The 18211-nt window shown below is 61.8% G+C and carries 17 protein-coding genes and 1 riboswitch; of the genes, 5 read left to right on the forward strand and 12 right to left on the reverse strand.

The genetic code is table 11. The features are described 5' to 3' along the window. Positions 1–80 precede the first annotated feature (80 nt). On the reverse strand, positions 81–647 hold the full coding sequence (locus AC1DSF_RS11525) for a TMEM165/GDT1 family protein (RefSeq protein ID WP_478127570.1): 567 nt from the start codon (positions 645–647) through the stop codon (positions 81–83). Between the two features lie 12 nt (positions 648–659). Continuing rightward, positions 660–832: riboswitch (yybP-ykoY riboswitch) on the reverse strand. Positions 833–1082: 250 nt separating this feature from the next. Between AC1DSF_RS11525 and AC1DSF_RS11530 the strand changes: the two genes are divergently transcribed. After that, complete coding sequence (locus AC1DSF_RS11530) at positions 1083–1622, forward strand: RNA recognition motif domain-containing protein (RefSeq protein ID WP_478182866.1); 540 nt, start codon at positions 1083–1085, stop codon at positions 1620–1622. Between the two features lie 59 nt (positions 1623–1681). Here AC1DSF_RS11530 and AC1DSF_RS11535 read toward each other — a convergent pair whose 3' ends face one another. From AC1DSF_RS11535 to AC1DSF_RS11550, 4 genes are read right to left on the reverse strand one after another with little or no spacing between them, the layout of a single operon-like run. Beyond that, a complete protein-coding gene (locus tag AC1DSF_RS11535; RefSeq protein WP_478127572.1) occupies positions 1682–2452 on the reverse strand; it encodes an SDR family oxidoreductase in 771 nt (256 codons plus the stop codon). After that, positions 2449–3102: an LPS export ABC transporter periplasmic protein LptC gene (gene lptC, locus AC1DSF_RS11540; RefSeq protein WP_478127573.1), complete on the reverse strand. Its 654-nt coding sequence runs from the start codon at positions 3100–3102 to the stop codon at positions 2449–2451. The genes AC1DSF_RS11535 and lptC overlap by 4 nt, the downstream gene beginning before the upstream one ends. After that, on the reverse strand, positions 3099–3647 hold the full coding sequence (locus tag AC1DSF_RS11545; protein WP_478127574.1) for a KdsC family phosphatase: 549 nt from the start codon (positions 3645–3647) through the stop codon (positions 3099–3101). Before AC1DSF_RS11545 ends, lptC begins: the two co-directional genes overlap by 4 nt. Then, entirely contained in the window at positions 3647–4648 is a 1002-nt protein-coding gene (locus AC1DSF_RS11550) for a KpsF/GutQ family sugar-phosphate isomerase (protein ID WP_478127575.1), read from the reverse strand. Before AC1DSF_RS11550 ends, AC1DSF_RS11545 begins: the two co-directional genes overlap by 1 nt. A 77-nt stretch (positions 4649–4725) precedes the next feature. On the opposite strand from AC1DSF_RS11550, the gene AC1DSF_RS11555 reads away from it, so the two are divergent. Next, positions 4726–6711 (forward strand): monovalent cation:proton antiporter family protein, encoded by a 1986-nt coding sequence (locus AC1DSF_RS11555; RefSeq protein ID WP_478127576.1) that lies wholly within the window; start codon positions 4726–4728, stop codon positions 6709–6711. Between the two features lie 16 nt (positions 6712–6727). On the opposite strand, the gene AC1DSF_RS11560 is transcribed toward AC1DSF_RS11555, so the two are convergent. From AC1DSF_RS11560 to rpmH, 7 genes are all read right to left on the reverse strand, one after another. Then, positions 6728–7252 (reverse strand): hypothetical protein, encoded by a 525-nt coding sequence (locus tag AC1DSF_RS11560; RefSeq protein ID WP_478127577.1) that lies wholly within the window; start codon positions 7250–7252, stop codon positions 6728–6730. Between the two features lie 341 nt (positions 7253–7593). Beyond that, positions 7594–8061 (reverse strand): Crp/Fnr family transcriptional regulator, encoded by a 468-nt coding sequence (locus AC1DSF_RS11565; RefSeq protein ID WP_478127640.1) that lies wholly within the window; start codon positions 8059–8061, stop codon positions 7594–7596. 86 nt (positions 8062–8147) lie between these two features. Then, entirely contained in the window at positions 8148–9554 is a 1407-nt protein-coding gene (mnmE, locus tag AC1DSF_RS11570) for a tRNA uridine-5-carboxymethylaminomethyl(34) synthesis GTPase MnmE (protein WP_478127578.1), read from the reverse strand. Between the two features lie 65 nt (positions 9555–9619). Continuing rightward, complete coding sequence (gene yidC, locus AC1DSF_RS11575; protein ID WP_478127579.1) at positions 9620–11374, reverse strand: membrane protein insertase YidC; 1755 nt, start codon at positions 11372–11374, stop codon at positions 9620–9622. Next, positions 11371–11661 (reverse strand): membrane protein insertion efficiency factor YidD, encoded by a 291-nt coding sequence (gene yidD / locus AC1DSF_RS11580; protein ID WP_478127580.1) that lies wholly within the window; start codon positions 11659–11661, stop codon positions 11371–11373. Before yidD ends, yidC begins: the two co-directional genes overlap by 4 nt. Then, positions 11658–12047 (reverse strand): ribonuclease P protein component, encoded by a 390-nt coding sequence (locus AC1DSF_RS11585; protein ID WP_478127641.1) that lies wholly within the window; start codon positions 12045–12047, stop codon positions 11658–11660. The genes yidD and AC1DSF_RS11585 overlap by 4 nt, the downstream gene beginning before the upstream one ends. 75 nt (positions 12048–12122) lie before the next feature. Beyond that, entirely contained in the window at positions 12123–12257 is a 135-nt protein-coding gene (gene rpmH / locus AC1DSF_RS11590; protein ID WP_047486751.1) for a 50S ribosomal protein L34, read from the reverse strand. Positions 12258–12607: 350 nt separating this feature from the next. Here rpmH and dnaA point away from each other — a divergent pair, with 350 nt between their 5' ends. From dnaA to gyrB, 3 genes are all read left to right on the forward strand, one after another. Next, on the forward strand, positions 12608–13987 hold the full coding sequence (gene dnaA, locus AC1DSF_RS11595; protein ID WP_478127581.1) for a chromosomal replication initiator protein DnaA: 1380 nt from the start codon (positions 12608–12610) through the stop codon (positions 13985–13987). A 269-nt stretch (positions 13988–14256) separates the two neighbouring features. Continuing rightward, the gene (gene dnaN, locus AC1DSF_RS11600; RefSeq protein WP_478127582.1) at positions 14257–15363 is read left to right on the forward strand and encodes a DNA polymerase III subunit beta; all 1107 of its coding nucleotides are present in this window, start codon (positions 14257–14259) and stop codon (positions 15361–15363) included. A 134-nt stretch (positions 15364–15497) separates the two neighbouring features. Continuing rightward, positions 15498–18125 (forward strand): DNA topoisomerase (ATP-hydrolyzing) subunit B, encoded by a 2628-nt coding sequence (gene gyrB / locus AC1DSF_RS11605; protein ID WP_478127642.1) that lies wholly within the window; start codon positions 15498–15500, stop codon positions 18123–18125. The last annotated feature ends 86 nt before the right edge of the window (positions 18126–18211 follow it).

Genomic DNA, 18211 nt, shown 5'->3' on the forward strand with positions numbered 1-18211 from the left:
TCCGTCTTTAGCTGCATTTGTTAAGCGCCCGCAAGCTGGAGCAAATCGGCGCGTCGCGAAAGTATATGACGTTCTGTCTTTCAACCCCAGTCGATCAAAGCGACCACGCCCAGCGCCAGAAAGATGACGGCGGAGATGCCATGAACAAGCTTGATCGGCACGCGCTTGACGATGCGCTCCCCAAGCCACACGACCGGCGCATTCGCCAGCATCATCCCGAGCGTCGTGCCCAGAACGACCCACGCATAGGCATCCACATAACGCGCCGCGAGCATCACCGTTGCAATCTGCGTCTTGTCGCCCATTTCGGCGAGAAAGAAGGCGATGACGGTCGTCCCCAAAACGCCGAAGCGAGAAGACTTGGGAACCTCGTCGTCCTCGAGCTTGTCGGGGACGAGTATCCACAGCGCCATTGCGATGAACGAGCCACCGAGGATCCAGCGCAGGACGACCGGGCCCAGGAAGTGCGTCACCCAATTTCCGACGGCGCCCGCTAATGCGTGGTTGAGGACTGTGGCGGTGAGGATTCCGAGAACGATCGGCCAAGGCCTGCGGAATCTCGCGGCAAGCACGAGCGAGAGGAGTTGGGTCTTGTCGCCCATCTCGGCGAGAGCGACCACGCCGGTGGCAACGAAAAAAGCTTCCATGAATAAGGATCCCTCGGCCGAAGACGCAATTGACCGCACGACAACTCGGCCGAACCCGAAGTCGCACGGTCAAAGGTCTCGCCAGGCTGTCCGCTGCTTGCGCCATATCCCACTCGATGTAGGACAAGTCTGTTGACGCAAACCCTTCTCGCAATGGAAGGCGGCTACTCCCCGATGACTGTGGGGGATTGTAGCGTGGCCTACCTCTTTCATGTAAGTTTGCACTAACATCAAATATATTTTGCGGGCGACATCGGTCCGGGCAAATTCCTACTTGCGCAACTTTTATTTCCCACATAATGCGCGAGCCTCCCTCTGAAATTCAGGTGGAGGTGATTGGGTGATCGGTCAGTTTCGCGCAACATTGGCGGATTCCGCCTTGCGGTGCTCTCGGGACTCCATCGCTTTTTTTACGTGTTTATTAGGAGTCCCTTGATGGGCAACAAACTGTACGTCGGTAATCTGCCTTACTCGGTGCGTGACGGCGATCTCGAGCAGGCTTTCGGCCAATTCGGTGCCGTCACCAGCGCCAAAGTCATGATGGAGCGGGATACCGGGCGCTCCAAGGGCTTCGGCTTTGTAGAGATGGGCAGTGATGCTGAAGCGCAAGCGGCAATCAACGGCATGAACGGCCAGCCCTTGGGCGGCCGCAGCGTTGTGGTCAACGAAGCTCGCCCGATGGAAGCTCGTCCGCCCCGCAGCGGTGGTGGCGGCTACGGCGGCGGCGGCGGCGGTGGTGGTTATGGCGGTGGTGGCGGCGGCTACGGTGGTGGTGGCGGCGGTGGTCGCAGCGGCGGCGGCGGCGGTGGTTACGGCGGCGGCGGTGGTGGCTACGGTGGCGGTGGTGGCAGCCGCAGCGGCGGTGGCGGCAGCGACGGCGGCTTCCGCAGCCCTTACGGTGCTGGCCCTCGTGGCGGCGGCGGTGGTGGCCGCGGCGGCTACGGCGGTGGCAACGGCGGCAACAGCGGCTACTGATTCATTCCGACCGACGTCGAACAGCAAAAGGGCTCCTTTCAGGGAGCCTTTTTTGATGGCTATTCGCCAGCGCGCTTCTTGCGTCCGCGACCTTGCAGTGCGCGGTCGAACAACGCATTCGGAAGCAGGCGCAAGACCTTCGCGACCACGCCCATTTGCCAAGGGATCACCCGATAGCTGCTGCCCGACTCGATGACACGGAATGCCTTCTCGGCGAAGTCGTTCGGCTGCATCAGGAATGGCATGCCGTAGCGATTGCCCTGCGTCAGCGGCGTGTCGACGTACCCAGGCAACACGGTCACTACCTTGACGCCACTGGCCCGCATTTCTCCCCTGAGACTTTCGCAATACGCCACGACACCGGCCTTGCTCGCGCAGTAGGCCCCATGCCCCGGCAGCCCACGTATCGCGGCGACGCTGCCGATGCCGACGAGACGACCGCTCCCCCTTGCCTGCATGGCGCGGAGGAAGGGATGAAAAGTCGCAGCGAGCCCGATGTTGTTGATCGCCAACGTTCGGGCGAGCACGTCAAGATCGTCGCGCTCGGCAGTGTCCATGCCCACGCTGATGCCTGCGTTGGCGATCACCGCGTCGGGAACGCCCTGGCGTTCCAGGCATGCGTTTCCGGCCGCGACAACGCTGTCGATGTCCGCCACGTCGGCGTTGTAGATCTGGCAGCGAGCAGGATCCATCTGCCGTTCCACCGCCCAGGCTTCGATCTCCGCCGTGCGGCGGGCCACGAGCGCGAGATCGTAGCCCGCCGCATAGAAGCGGGCTGCGAGTGCCTGTCCGATGCCGCTGGACGCGCCGGTGATGAAAGCAAGGGTCATGGCTTTCGCTTCGGAGCCGGCGCAGCCATCGCTGCCGACGGCACCAGAAGGCCATGAACGCGACCCTTGAGATTGGCAATACCCGTCAGGTTGTCGTAGTCCATCGAATCGGCGGTGAACGTGTCCGCCCCGCGGGTCAGGATGACCGGCTTGTCCGATTTGACGCGCTCGGTGTCGGTGAAGGCATGCAGGAAATCGCCGCGAAACTCCAGCCGCGGCAGCGGAGCGCCTTTCGGCGTCGTCGCGGCATCGCGAATCACGATGGCATTGTCGAAAAGCTGGATCTCCGTGCCGTCGCCATTCGACAAACCGCGGTTCGCCGACCCGTGCATGACCAGGCCCTGGTCCGAGATGGAACGAAAGCGCACCTCGTCGACCTCGAGCGTGTCAGTGTCCGGATAGTGGCGTCCTTCCTTACCGAAAAGCTCCGTGCGCAAATCGCCGTTCGGTTGAAAGCTCTTGACCACGAAGTCGCGCATGAAGAAGTCGGGGTCGTGCGCCGGCGCTTCCTTGGCGGTGGGTTCGAGCAGCCTCGGCGCATTGCGAACGAGCCAATAGGTTCCCAGCGCGAGGGTGGCAGTCAGGATGAGCGGCAGATAAATCGTGACGCGATCGAATCCGTCGCGCAGGAAACTCCAGGCCGACTTCATGCGGGCAGGCCCCGCGCACCGTCCAGCAGCCGGCGGTAATGTCCGCCAGCCGTCAGGAGCAAGTCGCAGAACTCTCGAGCCGCGCCTTCGCCGCCGCGTGCGTTCGTCACGTGATGGGCAATCGCTCGCACCTCCGTATGGGCGTTCGCGGGTGCGGCCGCGAAGGCTGCGCGCGCAAGCACAGGCAAGTCGGGCCAGTCGTCGCCTATTGCGGCGGCATGTTGCCAGTCGGTTCCGAGGAGCGCGAGCATCGCCTCGGCGGCTGGCAGCTTGTCCTCGGTGCCGTAGCGCACATGCTGGATTCCCAACGCCTCGAGACGCACGCGGAGCGGTTTCGAATCACGCCCGGTGATGACCGCTGGCGTAATGCCCGCCATGCGCAGCAGCTTGAGGCCGTATCCGTCGAGGATGCTGAAACGCTTGAGCGTTTCGCCGTGCTCGCTGAAGTAGACGCCGCCGTCGGTCAGCACGCCATCGACGTCAAAAAACGCGACGCGAATGTCCTGAGCTGCCAAAAGCGTTTCCGGCCGGAATTCAATGGCCATCAAATGACTTTCGCGCGCATGAGATCGTTGATGCTGAGTGCTCCGATCAGGACGCCGGACGCATCCACCACCAGCACGCTGGTGATGCGATGTTGTTCCATGAGGTCGGCCGCTTCAGCAGCCAGCGCATCGGCGCGCAGCGTGCGCGGCCCGACGTGCATGACGTCGCCGGCAGTGAGCGCGCGCAAGTCGGCGCCGGTTTCGACCTGCCGGCGCAGGTCACCGTCGGTAAAGATGCCGATCGCCCGTCCTGTGGGGTCGACCACCGCGGTCGCGCCGAGTCCCTTGGCGCTCATCTCGCGCATCAGGTCACTCAGGCTGGCTGAAGGCGCGACGCGCGGCACGTCGTCGCCCGAGCGCATGACATCGCTGACGTGAGTCAGGAGCTTTCTGCCGAGTGCGCCGCCAGGGTGCGAACGCGCGAAATCATCGGTGCCGAAGCCACGCGCATCGAGCAGGGCGACGGCGAGTGCATCACCCAGCGCCATTTGCGCGGTGGTACTGGCCGTCGGCGCGAGGTTGAGAGGGCAGGCTTCTTTCTCGACGCTGCTGTCGAGCACGATGTCAGCGTGGCGCCCCAAGGTGGAGTCTCGGCGCCCGGTCATGCCGATCAATGGCACGCCTTGCCGCTTGACCACGGGAAGGATGACGGTGAGCTCTTCGACTTCGCCGCTATTGGAGATGGCGAGCACGAGGTCGACCGCCTTGATCATGCCGAGGTCGCCGTGGCTTGCTTCGGCGGGATGCACGAACATGGCCGGAGTGCCCGTCGAAGCGAGCGTGGCAGCGATCTTGCGGCCGACATGGCCGCTCTTGCCCATGCCCATGACGACCACGCGCCCGCGGACATCGAGAATTTTTTGGACCGCCTCGACGAAGCTCGGCCCGACACGCTCCTTCAGTCCGAGGACAGCAGCCGCTTCGATGTCGAAAGTGGTGCGAGCTCGCGCGAGCATGGCTTCAGGGTCGGCAGTCAGGGGTGAGTCGGGGCGAAAGCTCATCGCGGGATTTTATCGGGCGAGGCCGGCGCGCCGGAATGCGCGCCGCTGAACCCTCGCACATTCAGTAGCATCAAGCCATGACCTCATTCGACCTGACGCTGATGTACTTGCTTGCCGCGGTCATCGGCGTGGTCGCGTGCCGCTCTCTCAAACTGCCGCCCATGCTTGGCTACCTGGCTTCCGGCGTCTTGATAGGCCCACATGCCTTTGCACTGGCCCAGAACTCCGAAGGCATCCAGCACCTGGGCGAATTCGGCGTCGTCTTCCTGATGTTCGTCATCGGGCTGGAATTCAGCCTCCCCAAGCTCCGCGCGATGCGCAGACACGTGTTTGGGCTCGGTCTTCTGCAGGTGATGTTGACCATCGCTATGGCGACCGCGGGCGCCTTGCTGATCGCCACGGTGCTGCCGCAGCAATGGCGTCTCGATTGGCAGACTGCCCTCGTGCTGTCGGGTGCGCTCACCATGAGTAGCACCGCGATCGTCGTGAAGCTGATGGCTGAACGCCTCGAGCTCGACAGTGAGCACGGCAAGCGCGTCATGGGCGTGCTGCTGTTTCAGGATCTCGCCGTCGTGCCGCTGCTGGTGCTGATTCCGGCTCTGGGCGCACCTCCGGAAGCGCTTCTCAAGGCGCTCGGTCTCGCGTCGATCAAGGCAATCTTCCTGATCGCCGTTCTCCTGTACGGCGGACCGCGCGTGATGCGGTGGTGGCTGACTTTGGTCGCACGGCGGCGCAGCGAAGAGCTGTTCATGCTCAACCTTCTTCTGGTCACCCTCGGACTGGCTTGGCTCACGCAACTGGCTGGCCTGAGCCTGGCTCTGGGAGCCTTCGTCGCAGGCATGCTTGTTTCCGAGACCGAGTTCAAACACCAGGTCGAGACAGACATCCGCCCGTTTCACGACGTACTGCTGGGCTTGTTCTTCATCACGGTCGGGATGTCGCTCGATTGGCATGTCGTCGTTCAGAGGTGGGTATTCGTTGCGGCGCTGCTGCTGATTCCGCTGGCCTTCAAGCTGGCGCTGGTGACGGCGCTCGCGCGCATGCTGGGTGCGACAAGCGGCGTCTCATTGCGCACTGGCTTGTATCTGGCCCAGGCAGGCGAGTTCGGATTCGTGCTCCTGGCGCTGGCACAGGGCCGAGGACTGCTGCCGGAATGGCTCGTCAATCCCGTCCTTGCATCGATGGTGCTGTCGATGCTCTCCACGCCTTTCATCATCATGTACAGCAATCGCATCGTGCGAAAGCTGGTTGCGAGCGACTGGCTCCAGCAATCGTTGCAGATGACAAGCATCGCCCGCAAGACGATCAACACCGCCCAACACGTGATCATCTGCGGGTACGGCCGCTGCGGGCAGAACCTCGCGCGCATGCTGGAGCGCGAAGGCATTCCTTATCTGGCGCTCGATCTCGATCCGGATCGAGTTCGCCAGGCCGCTGCGGCGGGGGACTCCGTCGTGTTTGGCGATGCGGCGCGGCTGCAGGCGCTCATGGCGGCAGGCCTGGCTCGTGCCAGCGCGGTGGTCGTGACCTACCAGGACGTCCCTGGTGCACTGAAGGTGTTGGCCAATACGCGCTCGCATGCACCGCAGGTGCCGGTGATCGTGCGTACACAGGACGATCGCGACCTCGAGAAGCTCCAGGCCGCCGGCGCCACCGAAGTCGTGCCCGAAGCCATCGAAGGATCCCTCATGCTCGCCAGCCACGCGCTCGCGCTCGTCGGCGTGCCGATGCGTCGCGTGATCCGCGTGGTGCAGGATCAGCGAGATGCGCGCTACAACCTGCTGCGCGGGTACTTCCATGGCGCCGATGACGACAAGGCCGATGAGGTCGACCATGAGCGGCTCAACACCTTCACTCTTTCGGCGGGAGCGCGCGCCATCGGGCAACCGCTCGCGCGACTTGCGCTTGAAGCATTGGGCGTACGCGTCGCCAGCCTGCGCCGCCGGGACGGAAAGACGGCAGACGCTACGGAGGAAGCGGTGCTCGCGGATGGAGATACGCTGGTGCTGTCAGGCAAACCTGGCGCGCTGGCGATGGCGATCGAGAAGCTGCAAAAGGGGTGATGCGGCGCCTTGCCCGTCAGTTGAGCAAGGACGGATTCCGCTTTTCTTCCTCGATCTGCTGCTGGCGTCGCACGGCTTCGCACTGAGCGTGCGCCCTGTAGTCGGCTTTGGCACACAGCGCTGCCATGCATCTTGCGCGTGCAAAGAAATTGAGGCCTTCGCAAGCGGACTGCGGACTGGGCGGAGCGGCGGGCGCTGGGGCCGGCTCGGGCGCGGCGACGGGGGACGGCGGAGGCGGAACTGCCGGCGCTGCAATGCGGACCGCTGCCGGCTTGCGCGCCTTGGCAGGTGCGGCGGCAGGCTTGATGGGCGCATCCTGCGGCGGCGCGAGCTGCGATTCTGCCTGGGGCGGTGCCGGTGGTGGCGGCGGCGGGGCCTCCGCCGCATCAGCGGCCGGCGCCGAAGCGGTTGACTCTGAAACAGGGGGCGAAGGTGTCGGCTGGACGACCGGCATGCGATCCAGGACTTTCGCCGGTTCGTTGACGGTTCGCGAGTTGAGCGCGTACCAGCCGCCGACCACGACGAGGATCGCGGCGATCAAGCCCCAAGAGGCGATTCGCCTTGACCCGCTCTCGCGCGAGCCCGTTTGGACCGTCTGGGGACTTGCTGCCGACGAGTTTGGACCCTTGGATTGCCATCCGCCCGACGGAAGAGATGCGTACAGGCCTCGCGACGGCGGTGAGTCTTCGACGCGCTCCAACTGGTGCCGCATGGGCATGCGCTGCGTAGCGGGCCAATCCTCTTCAGTGTTCTCTTCCGTATCGGGTCGGCCCTCAGTCGAATTGGCCGGCACAACGAGCCTGAGCCTATGGCCGCAACCCTTGCAGAACTTGGCACCGTCTCGGTTGGCCGTGCGGCAGTCCGCACATATTGCCGGCATGGTCAGGTCACCGCGACCCGTTTCGGCTTGTTCACCATCCGCTTGGCAATCACAGCGCCCAAAGCCAGCGTGAGTTCGAGCGCGAGATTCGGCTGGCGGTTGGACATTTCGGCAAATCGCAGCGCCGTCAATCGCCAGACACGGGCCGCACCCGTCGCAACCACATTGGCCGAGCGCGGCAACCGTGAGAAGAATGCGCCCTCGCCGACGACGGAACCAGGATTCAGGATCGCGAGTTGCATCTGCCCCTTTTCGCCGATCAAATGAACGCTGAGTGCGCCCCGTTCAATAAAAAAGAGCGTCCGGTCGACGGCGCCTTGATCGATGAGCACCTGGCCTGCAGGCATGTCGTGGGGTTGTAGATACGAGGCGACCGTTTCCCATTGCTGGGCATTGAAAGCGGGCGCAAACGCGTCGTAACTGGTGTTCTGAGCGATCGCGCGGCAAAGATCTTGAATGCTGGATGACATCGTTGTGAGCCCCTGCTGTGCCTGCTGGAGTATCTGCGGAAGCTTAAATGCATAGTGACACTTGTCACAAGCGCTTGCATTCTCGGTCACTTACCAATACAGAAGCGGGAAAAGATCACGCCCAGCAGGTCGTCGGCGCCAAATTCGCCGGTAATTTCGTTCAACGCGTTCTGCGCCAGGCGCAGTTCCTCGGCCAGAAGATCCAGGGACTGGGCTCGTGCTGCCAAGTGCTCTGCCGCCCAGTCGACATGCTGCTCGACGCGCGACAGGGCCTGTACATGGCGTGCCCTGGCCAGGTAGACCCCCTCGGGAACCGACTGCCACCCTGCGACTTCGAGCAGGCGGCCACGAAGCGCTTCGATCCCGAAGCCGGTCCGCGCGGACAGGTTGATGCCTGTGGATTCGGGCGCTGACGGCACAGCGTCCAGCTTGCTCCACACATCGATGACGGGGACGCCGATAGGTAGCTTGGTTGCCAGGGCGCCCGATATCGCCGAGTCCGCCTCCGCGTAGTCCGGCCACTGAGCGCGTGTGAGATCGTGCAGGAAGAGCACCGCGTCTGCGTCCTCGATCTGTCCCCAGGCACGCGCGATGCCGATTTGCTCCACTTCGTCGATGCTGTGGCGCAAGCCGGCCGTGTCCACCACGTGCAGCGGCACCCCGTGGATCTGGATCGTCTGCGAAACCACGTCGCGCGTCGTGCCGGCGACCGAACTGACGATGGCCAGTTCGGCACCGGCCAAAGCATTGAGCAATGAACTCTTGCCGGCGTTCGGTTGACCAGCGATCACGACCTTGATGCCTTCGCGCAACAGCGCGCCCTGCCGCGCACGTTGCTGAACGGACCCCAATTGCGATTTCAGCAAAGTCAGTTGGCCGGCGGCATCGGCTTCCTGCAGAAAATCGATTTCCTCGTCCGGAAAGTCCAGCGTCGCTTCGACCAGCATCCGCAGACGAACCAGGGCGTCGAGCAGTGTGTGGATTTCCTTCGAGAACTCCCCCGACAGCGACCGCCCTGCGCTGCGAGCCGCGGCTTCCGTGCTGGCATCGATCAGATCAGCAATGGCTTCCGCCTGGGCCAGATCGATCTTGCCGTTGAGAAAGGCGCGCTGGCTGAACTCACCGGGCTCGGCGACTCGCAGGCCACTGAGTCGAGGTTGGGCCGTCGCGGCATTGAGTTCAGCGGCAGCCTCAAGGCATCGCGCCAGCAACAGTTGCAGCACGACTGGTCCCCCATGTGCTTGCAGCTCAAGAACATCCTCGCCCGTGAACGAGTGGGGCGCAGGGAAATGGATTGCGAGTCCATGGTCGATGGGCTCTCCCGTGGCGTCCCGAAACGGGAGGTACGTGGCCTCTCGCGGCTTGAGACTTCGGCCGCAGATCGCTGCGATCAGAGGCGCCATCTGCACTCCGGACACTCGCACGATCCCGACGGCACCGCGGCCTGAGGCCGTGGCAATGGCAACGATCGGATCGGTGGGACGCGCAAGCATGGCGTGATTCTTTCAGCAAGAAGGGCCGCTTGCGCGGCCCTTCTTCGATGAGAGTGTGATCGCCCCTACTTCTTGGGGGTCTTGTTGCCAAGCACACCAAGGCGCTTGTTGATGAACCACTGCTGAGCAATCGACAGCACGTTGTTGGTGATCCAGTACAGCACCAGGCCAGCCGGGAAGAAGATGAACATCACGCTGAACGCCAGCGGCATGATCCACATCAGCTTGGCTTGCATCGGGTCCGGCGGCGTCGGATTGAGCCAAGTCTGGAACAGCGATGTCGCGGTCATGACGACCGGCAGGATGAACCATGGATCGGGCGCCGACAAGTCATGGATCCACAGAATCCACGGCGCGTGCCGCATTTCGACAGAGGACAGCAGCACCCAGTACAGCGCGATGAACACAGGGATCTGGATCACGATCGGGAAACAGCCGCCCATGGGGTTGACCTTTTCCTCACGATAGATCCGCATCATCTCCTGCTGCATTTCCTGCGGCTTGTCCTTCAGCCGCTCGCGCATCTCCATGATCTTGGGATTGATGGCCTTCATCTTCGCCATGCTCGCGTAGGCTTTCGCATTGAGCCAGAAGAATGCCGCCTTCAACAGAACGACCAGCGCGACGATCGACCAGCCCCAATTGCCGAGGATTCCGTGCAATTGATTGAGCAGCCAGTAAAGCGGCTTGGAGATGATTGCGAAGATGCCGTAGTCTTTGACCAGATCAAGGCCTGGCGCGAGCGCCTCCAGCTTCTTTTCTTCTTCTGGGCCTGCGAACAGGTTGCTGTCGACGGTCTGCGCAGCCCCCGGTGCAAGCTTGGGCAACTCCAGGACCATGGCTACGGAGAACAGGTTGTTGCCCAGATCCGCCACCCTGAACTCACGCTTGATCGCATCGCTACCCGGCACATTGAGAAGCCATGCGGACACAAAGTAGTGCTGGACCATTGCCACCCAGCCGTTGGTGGCGGGTGCGGGCAGCTCAATCTTGTTCTTCGTGATGTCGGTGAACGCGATCTTCTGGAACTTCTTCTGTTCGGTAAAGATGGCCGGGCCCGTGAAGGTGTTGGTGCCGAACATCGTGCCCGATGCGACCGTGCCATGCCGCACAAACTGCAGATACAGCTGTGCATCCCGCGGCTGGTCACTGACGTTGACGATTTGGTGTTTGACGTGGATGGAGTAGTCGCCACGTTGGAATACGTAGGTCTTGACGTATTTCAGGCCCCCTACCGGCTGAGACTCAAATACCACCTCCAGGCTGTTCTGGCCGTCAGCCAACTCGCGAGGACCGCTCCGCGCGGACATCAGACTCAAGTGATTCGGGAATCGATCGCCCGTATCCACCGGATTCAGAAGCCCTGTCTGCGCGACATAGCGCGTCGCCGGGGATCCGTTTTCCATCAACATCACGGGTCTGGATTCGCTCTGCGCCACGGGCAAACCGACCAGACGACGTGCCCATTCGACCAAACCGCCGTTGTTGGTCTGGTCGACGAATTTGAGCAGTTGCAGCTCGGACAGGGTCCCGCCCTCTCCGTCGATCACCGCTTTGAAAAGGTCTGTCGAGACAGTCACCTTTTCGCCAATCGGAGAAACCGCGCCCTGTGCGGGCACTGCGCTCGTAGAGCTACCGGCCGCGGCGGGCACACCATTGGCCGACGGCGCTGGGGTAGCCGGCGCATTGGCCGGTGCAGCTGTCTTCGTCGACGGAAGGAAGGTCGGCTTGTGGCCGTTGTAGACCTGCCATTGGTCCCATAGCAACACCAGGGAGAAACCAAAAATCACCCACAAGATGGTGCGGCGGATATCGTTCATGAAGAAGACTTCTTGTCGTCGGTAGAGAGAAAGGCGAACAGCGACTTCGATGGCGAAGTCGACTGTTGGGCCTTGGGGGGAACCGGGTCGTGGCCGCCTTGGCACCACGGCTGGCACCTGGCGATGCGACGCAGGGTGAGATAACTGCCAGTCGTTGCGCCGTGCTGCTCGAGCGCTTCGATGGCGTAGACGGAACAAGTGGGCTCGAACCGGCAGGCTTGCCCAAGCCAGGGACTCAGGAGCATGCGGTAGGCCTTGACCAGGCCAATCAACAGGCGCTTCATCATCGGCCAGCCGCAGCGGCTCGTGTCAACAATTGTTGAAGTTCGGCTCGCACGGCTGCCTTGAGCCGATCGGATGTCGCGCTCACGAAGGCCTTGCGATCGAATGCCGCACGGAGACGCACGACATGCGCCGAGCGCTGCAGCAAGCCTTCGGAGGCGGCGCCGCTCACGGTGTAGATCTGGCGCTTGATCGAATTGCGGGTCACTGCGCGGCGCGCCCAGCGTTTGGGGACCATGGCGCCGACCCACACATCGTGCGTGTCGAAGAGCGAAGTCGTGCCCGACTGCACGTCGAACGTGCAGCGGTGCAGTGCGAAGTGGGCAGTGCGCGCCACGGTAGCCCCTGCGAGTACAGCCTGGAACTGTGCGCGGGTCTTGAGCCGCTGCATGGAAGTCAACCGCAGGGCGCCGTCAGAGTATGTTGGCGCACACCGAATGACTGGCAACCGTGCCGATGCGTGCCGTCAGACGGCGAGGCGCTTGCGGCCCTTGGCGCGACGTGCGTTGATGACCGCGCGGCCGCCGCGAGTCTTCATGCGGACCAGGAAACCGTGGGTACGGGCGCGGCGGGTTTTGGATGCTTGATAAGTGCGTTTCATGATGGATTCCTGATGTGACCGGATGACCCGGCAGTCCCGGTATTTGCGCCCCGAGGCGTCAACCCCAAGTCGCCCCGAGCCGCTCCAAGCTGTCCAGAAGACAAAGCTTGGGGCCGACCTGAGCCCGAGATACCCCGAAACACGCTAAAGGGTTTTCAGGGAAACCCGCGATTATCACAAAGATTTTGGCGGCAGACAATCCCGTGCCGCCATCCACATCGCCGCAAGAGGCTTCGAAATGGTGTGGATAAGTTTTTGACAAGTTAGAATCGGCGGCGCATCGCGGGTGCGACTATCCACAACACAAACACGAGAGATGGCTGAGGGACAAACCACTTTTCAGAGCACCCATGCCGAGTGACGGCGTTGGTGACAGCCTTTGGCAAGCCTGCGTCGATCAACTCGCGCAGGAACTGTCCGAACAGCAATTCAACACTTGGATCAAACCGCTCACCGCAAGGGTCGCAGACGACTTCTCGCGTGTCACTGTCTTTGTTGCCAACCGGTTCAAGCTGGACTGGATTCGGGCGCAGTATGCGGGCAAGATCGCTTCCATGGCCGAGAACCTTTATGGTCAGCCAGTTGTCATCGAGTTAGCGCTTGCTCCTCGAGAAATCGTTAACCGGCCGACGAGCTTGACGGTCGTGTCAGAGGTCGATGTTCCGCGAGACCTGCCGAGCGCAGGGGAAGATCTGGCAGCCGCCGCATTCAAGAACCGCCTGAACTCGGGTCTCACTTTCGAAACGCTCATCGAAGGTACTGCCAATCGAATGGCGCGCGCCGCGGCGATGCATGTCGCGAGTACTCCCGGCCATCTTTACAACCCGCTTTTCATTTATGGCGGCGTTGGTCTCGGCAAGACGCACTTGATGCATGCCGTCGGCAACCGGCTGTTGACCGACCGGCCGGATGCCAAAGTTCTCTACATCCACGCCGAGCAGTTCGTCTCAGATGTGGTCAAAGCCTATCAGCGCAAGACTTTTGACGAGTTCAAGGAGCGGTATCACTCTCTGGACCTGCTTTTGATCGACGACGTCCAGTTCTTCGCGAACAAGGATCGGACACAAGAAGAATTCTTCAATGCGTTCGAGGCCTTGCTCGCAAAGAAGTCGCACATCGTCATGACGAGCGACACCTATCCCAAGGGGCTTGCGGATATCCACGAGCGACTGGTTTCCCGTTTCGATTCAGGGCTCACTGTCGCCATCGAGCCGCCCGAGCTCGAAATGCGCGTTGCGATCCTGATCAACAAGGCGCGCGCCGAAAGCACCGAAATGCCGGAGGAGGTGGCGTTCTTCGTGGCCAAGAACGTCCGTTCCAACGTCCGCGAACTGGAAGGCGCCTTGCGCAAGATCCTCGCTTACTCGCGCTTCAATCAAAAGGAAATCTCCATCGCATTGGCACGGGAAGCACTTCGCGACCTGCTGTCGATCCAGAACCGTCAGATTTCCGTCGAGAACATCCAGAAAACGGTGGCCGACTATTACAAGATCAAGGTCGCGGACATGTATTCGAAGAAGCGGCCGGCCTCGATCGCAAGGCCGCGACAGATCGCGATGTACCTGGCCAAGGAACTGACCCAGAAGAGCCTGCCCGAAATCGGGGAGCTTTTCGGAGGCCGCGATCACACGACCGTACTGCACGCAGTGCGCAAGATTTCCGGTGAGCGGCAGCAGCTCACCGAACTGAATCAGCAACTGCACGTGCTGGAGCAAACGCTCAAGGGATGACGGATGAGCGCTTTACGCAGATTCTCGAGTCCTGTCAAAGGACAACTCTGGGGAAAGTTCAAGCACAAATGACAGCTTGTCCACAGGGCCGTCGCGCGACCCGAAGTTGTTCGCGTTTGCACGACATCACGGAAGCACTGCTGCGCACAGCGAACGGAGCTCCCCAAGTCCTTGTCGTAGAAACGGAAAATCGCCCTGTCCACAGGTGGGCGCGCCCCTTATCTACTACTACTAATTTGAATTAAAGAAATAAAGGAAGAGGTAAGAACATGATCGTTTTGAAGTCTACGCAAGACAAAGTCCTCGCAGCGCTGCAGTCGGTGGCGGGTATCGTGGAGCGGCGGCACACCCTGCCGATATTGGCCAATGTGCTTATCCGCAAGACGGGCGGCCAGTTGCAGCTGACCACCAGCGATCTGGAAATCCAGATTCGCACCCAGGCTGAACTGGGTGGCGACGAGGGTAACTTCACGACGACCATTGGCGCGCGCAAGCTGATCGACATCCTGCGGACTATGCCGTCCGACCAGACGGTCAGCCTCGAATCCAGCGCGAACAAGCTGGTGCTCAAGGGTGGCAAGAGTCGCTTCACGCTGCAGTCGCTTCCTGCGGAAGACTTCCCGCTGGTGCAGGAATCCGCCAATTTCGGTCCGGTTTTCAGCGTTCCGCAAAAGACGCTGAAGGATCTGCTGAGCCAGGTGTCGTTCGCGATGGCGGTGCACGACATCCGCTACTACCTCAATGGCATCCTGTTCGTGGCCGAAGGTAAACAGTTGAGCCTCGTGGCAACGGACGGCCATCGGCTGGCGTTCGCGTCGGCAACGCTGGACGTCGAAGTACCCCGCCAGGAAGTGATCCTGCCACGCAAGACAGTCTTGGAAATGCAGCGGCTGCTGTCCGATGCCGAGGGCGCAATCGAGATGCAGTTCGCGAACAACCAGGCCAAGTTCAACTTTGGCGGGATGGAGTTCGTCACGAAGCTAGTCGAAGGCAAGTTCCCCGACTACAACCGCGTGATCCCCAAGAATCACAAGAATTCGGTGACGCTGGGGCGCGCTCCCCTTCTCGCAAGCCTTCAGCGCACGGCGATCCTGACGAGCGAGAAGTTCAAAGGCGTGCGGCTCAACATCGAACCGGGTACCTTGCGCATCGCCTCAAACAATGCCGAGCAGGAAGAAGCGCAGGACGAGCTCGACATCGACTACGGCGGGGACTCGATCGAGATCGGGTTCAACGTGACCTACCTGATCGACGCGCTGACCAATATGAGCCAGGAGATGGTGAAGCTGGATCTCGCCGACTCAAACAGTTCTGTGCTGATGACCATCCCTGAGAACGCCTCCTTCAAGTACGTCGTCATGCCGATGAGGATTTAGCACACCCCCAGGCTTGCCCACTTCGAGTGGCCGCCAACCCCCTTGCAGGGGGCAACACCAGCGGGCCCGGCAAAGCCGGTCCCGCGGTGTTTCCCGAAATGACGGTAGCTCCGGGGCTGCCGATGAGAAAGATTCTGATGAGCGAAGAGAACAAGCTGGAAGTGCCGCACACCGAGCCGGTCTACACCCCTGAGATCGACAACGCGATTCCGATCGAGGTGACGCCGCCGTCGGCCGACACGTCCTATGGCGAAGGTTCCATCACAATCCTCGAAGGTCTGGAGGCAGTTCGCAAACGTCCGGGTATGTACATCGGGGACACGTCGGACGGTACGGGTCTGCACCACCTGGTGTTCGAAGTCGTGGACAACTCGATCGACGAGGCGCTCGCGGGCTACTGCGACGACATCGTTGTCACCATCCACACCGACAATTCGGTGTCAGTGACAGACAACGGCCGCGGCATTCCCACGGGCGTGAAGATGGACGACAAGCACGAGCCCAAGCGCTCGGCGGCGGAGATCGCGCTTACTGAACTGCATGCCGGCGGCAAGTTCAATCAGAACAGCTACAAGGTTTCGGGCGGCCTCCACGGAGTGGGCGTGAGTTGCGTGAACGCGCTCAGCAAAATGCTGCGCCTCACCGTTCGGCGCGAAGGCAAGGTTCACACGCTCGAATTCAGCCAGGGTTTCGTGCAGAACCGCATCCTGGAGACGGTGAACGGCTTCGAAGTCTCGCCGATGAAGGTGACGGGCGAAACCGAAAAGCGCGGCACTGAAGTGCACTTTCTGCCTGACACGGAAATCTTCAAGGAAAACGCGGATTTCCATTACGAGATCCTGAGCAAGCGCCTTCGTGAACTCAGCTTCCTCAACAACGGTGTTCGGATCCGGCTCATCGATGAACGCACGGGCAAGCAAGACGATTTTTCCGGTGCCGGTGGGGTCAAGGGCTTTGTCGAGTTCATCAACAAGGGCAAGACGGTTTTGCATCCGAACGTCTTCTATGCGTCGGGAGAAAAGCCGGCGGATACGTATGGCGGCATCCCCGGAACGCACATCGGCGTCGAAGTCGCGATGCAGTGGAACAGCGGCTACAACGAGCAGGTTCTCTGCTTCACCAACAACATCCCGCAGCGTGATGGCGGCACTCACCTCACCGGCTTGCGTGCGGCGATGACGCGGGTGATCAATAAATACATCGAAGAAAACGAGCTGGCCAAGAAGGCCAAGGTCGAAGTGACCGGCGACGACATGCGCGAAGGCCTTTGCTGCGTGTTGAGCGTAAAAGTGCCGGAGCCCAAGTTTTCGAGCCAGACCAAGGACAAGCTGGTGTCGAGCGAAGTGCGTGCGCCAGTCGAAGACATCGTCGGCCGCTTGCTGTCCGACTATCTCCAGGAGCGGCCCGGCGACGCCAAGATCATCTGCGGCAAGATCGTCGAAGCGGCGCGAGCGCGCGAAGCCGCGCGCAAGGCGCGCGAGATGACGCGCCGGAAGGGCGTGCTCGACGGAATGGGCCTGCCCGGCAAGTTGGCGGATTGCCAGGAGAAGGATCCGGCTCTGTGCGAGGTCTACCTGGTGGAGGGTGACTCCGCGGGCGGATCGGCCAAGCAGGGTCGCGACCGGAAATTCCAGGCCATCCTGCCGCTGCGCGGCAAGATCCTGAACGTCGAAAAAGCGCGCTACGAAAAGCTCCTGACGAGCAACGAAATCTTGACGATGATCACGGCGCTCGGCACCGGCATCGGTCGCGCAGGTGCGACGACTTCAGGCGGCGGTGCCGACGACTTCAACGTGGCCAAGCTGCGCTATCACCGCATCATCATCATGACCGATGCCGACGTGGACGGCGCCCACATCCGCACGCTCCTATTGACCTTCTTCTACCGGCAGATGCCGGAATTGGTCGAGCGCGGCCACATCTATATCGCCCAGCCGCCGCTTTACAAGGTGAAGGTCGGCAAGGAAGAGCAATACCTGAAGGATGCGCCCGCGCTCGATGCCTTCTTGCTCAAGGTGGCGCTGAAGGACGCCAGCGTGATGACCGGCGGCGACAAGCCGACGACGCTGAGCGGCGACACCTTGGCTGAACTCGCGCGCAAGCATCAATTGGCGGAAGCCGTGATCGCAAGGCTCGGTGTCTTCCTGGACGCCGCAGCATTGCGCGCGATTGCCGACGGGGTGTCGCTCGACCTCGACACGACAGCCAGTGCCGAGGCGTCGGCCGTCGCGCTCCAGAACAAGCTGCGCGAACTCAACACCACCGGTGCACCGGCGGACGTTTCGAGCGAATTTGACGCGCGAACGGACAAACCGCTTTTGCGTATCAGCCGCCGCCATCACGGCAATATCAAGAGCAGCGTGCTGACCCAGGATTTTGTGCATGGTGCGGATTACGCGGCACTCGCGGAGGCCGCCAAGACATTCCGTGATCTCCTGGGCGAGGGCGCTGTCGTCAAGCGCGGCGAAGGCGACCGAGCCAAGGAAGAAAAGGTCGGCGACTTCCGCGAAGCAATGCGCTGGCTGATCGGCCAGGCCGAGAACGCAACCGCACGCCAGCGCTACAAGGGACTCGGCGAGATGAATCCCGAGCAGTTGTGGGAAACGACCATGGATCCGAACGTGCGGCGCTTGCTGCGCGTTCAGATCGACGACGCCATCGAGGCGGATCGCGTGTTCACGATGCTGATGGGCGACGAGGTCGAGCCGCGCCGCGAATTTATTGAGCAGAACGCGCTTCGGGCGGCCAATATCGACGTTTGAGTTTCGGCTGTCGTTGCGGTAACCAACTGCGGGCTGGGAACCGCAAACTGCGTGTAAACGCTATTCCTAGCCCGACTCTTGCTAAG

Source organism: Variovorax sp. 01N429 (assembly GCF_056399425.1).

Coding starts and splice junctions, on each gene's coding strand:
- AC1DSF_RS11525 (WP_478127570.1), bottom strand. CDS start 647: ATGGAAGCTTTTTTCGTTGCCACCGGCGTGGTCGCTCTCGCCGAGATG.
- AC1DSF_RS11530 (WP_478182866.1), top strand. CDS start 1,083: ATGGGCAACAAACTGTACGTCGGTAATCTGCCTTACTCGGTGCGTGAC.
- AC1DSF_RS11535 (WP_478127572.1), bottom strand. CDS start 2,452: ATGACCCTTGCTTTCATCACCGGCGCGTCCAGCGGCATCGGACAGGCA.
- lptC (WP_478127573.1), bottom strand. CDS start 3,102: ATGAAGTCGGCCTGGAGTTTCCTGCGCGACGGATTCGATCGCGTCACG.
- AC1DSF_RS11545 (WP_478127574.1), bottom strand. CDS start 3,647: ATGGCCATTGAATTCCGGCCGGAAACGCTTTTGGCAGCTCAGGACATT.
- AC1DSF_RS11550 (WP_478127575.1), bottom strand. CDS start 4,648: ATGAGCTTTCGCCCCGACTCACCCCTGACTGCCGACCCTGAAGCCATG.
- AC1DSF_RS11555 (WP_478127576.1), top strand. CDS start 4,726: ATGACCTCATTCGACCTGACGCTGATGTACTTGCTTGCCGCGGTCATC.
- AC1DSF_RS11565 (WP_478127640.1), bottom strand. CDS start 8,061: ATGTCATCCAGCATTCAAGATCTTTGCCGCGCGATCGCTCAGAACACC.
- mnmE (WP_478127578.1), bottom strand. CDS start 9,554: ATGCTTGCGCGTCCCACCGATCCGATCGTTGCCATTGCCACGGCCTCA.
- yidC (WP_478127579.1), bottom strand. CDS start 11,374: ATGAACGATATCCGCCGCACCATCTTGTGGGTGATTTTTGGTTTCTCC.
- yidD (WP_478127580.1), bottom strand. CDS start 11,661: ATGATGAAGCGCCTGTTGATTGGCCTGGTCAAGGCCTACCGCATGCTC.
- AC1DSF_RS11585 (WP_478127641.1), bottom strand. CDS start 12,047: ATGCAGCGGCTCAAGACCCGCGCACAGTTCCAGGCTGTACTCGCAGGG.
- rpmH (WP_047486751.1), bottom strand. CDS start 12,257: ATGAAACGCACTTATCAAGCATCCAAAACCCGCCGCGCCCGTACCCAC.
- dnaA (WP_478127581.1), top strand. CDS start 12,608: ATGCCGAGTGACGGCGTTGGTGACAGCCTTTGGCAAGCCTGCGTCGAT.
- dnaN (WP_478127582.1), top strand. CDS start 14,257: ATGATCGTTTTGAAGTCTACGCAAGACAAAGTCCTCGCAGCGCTGCAG.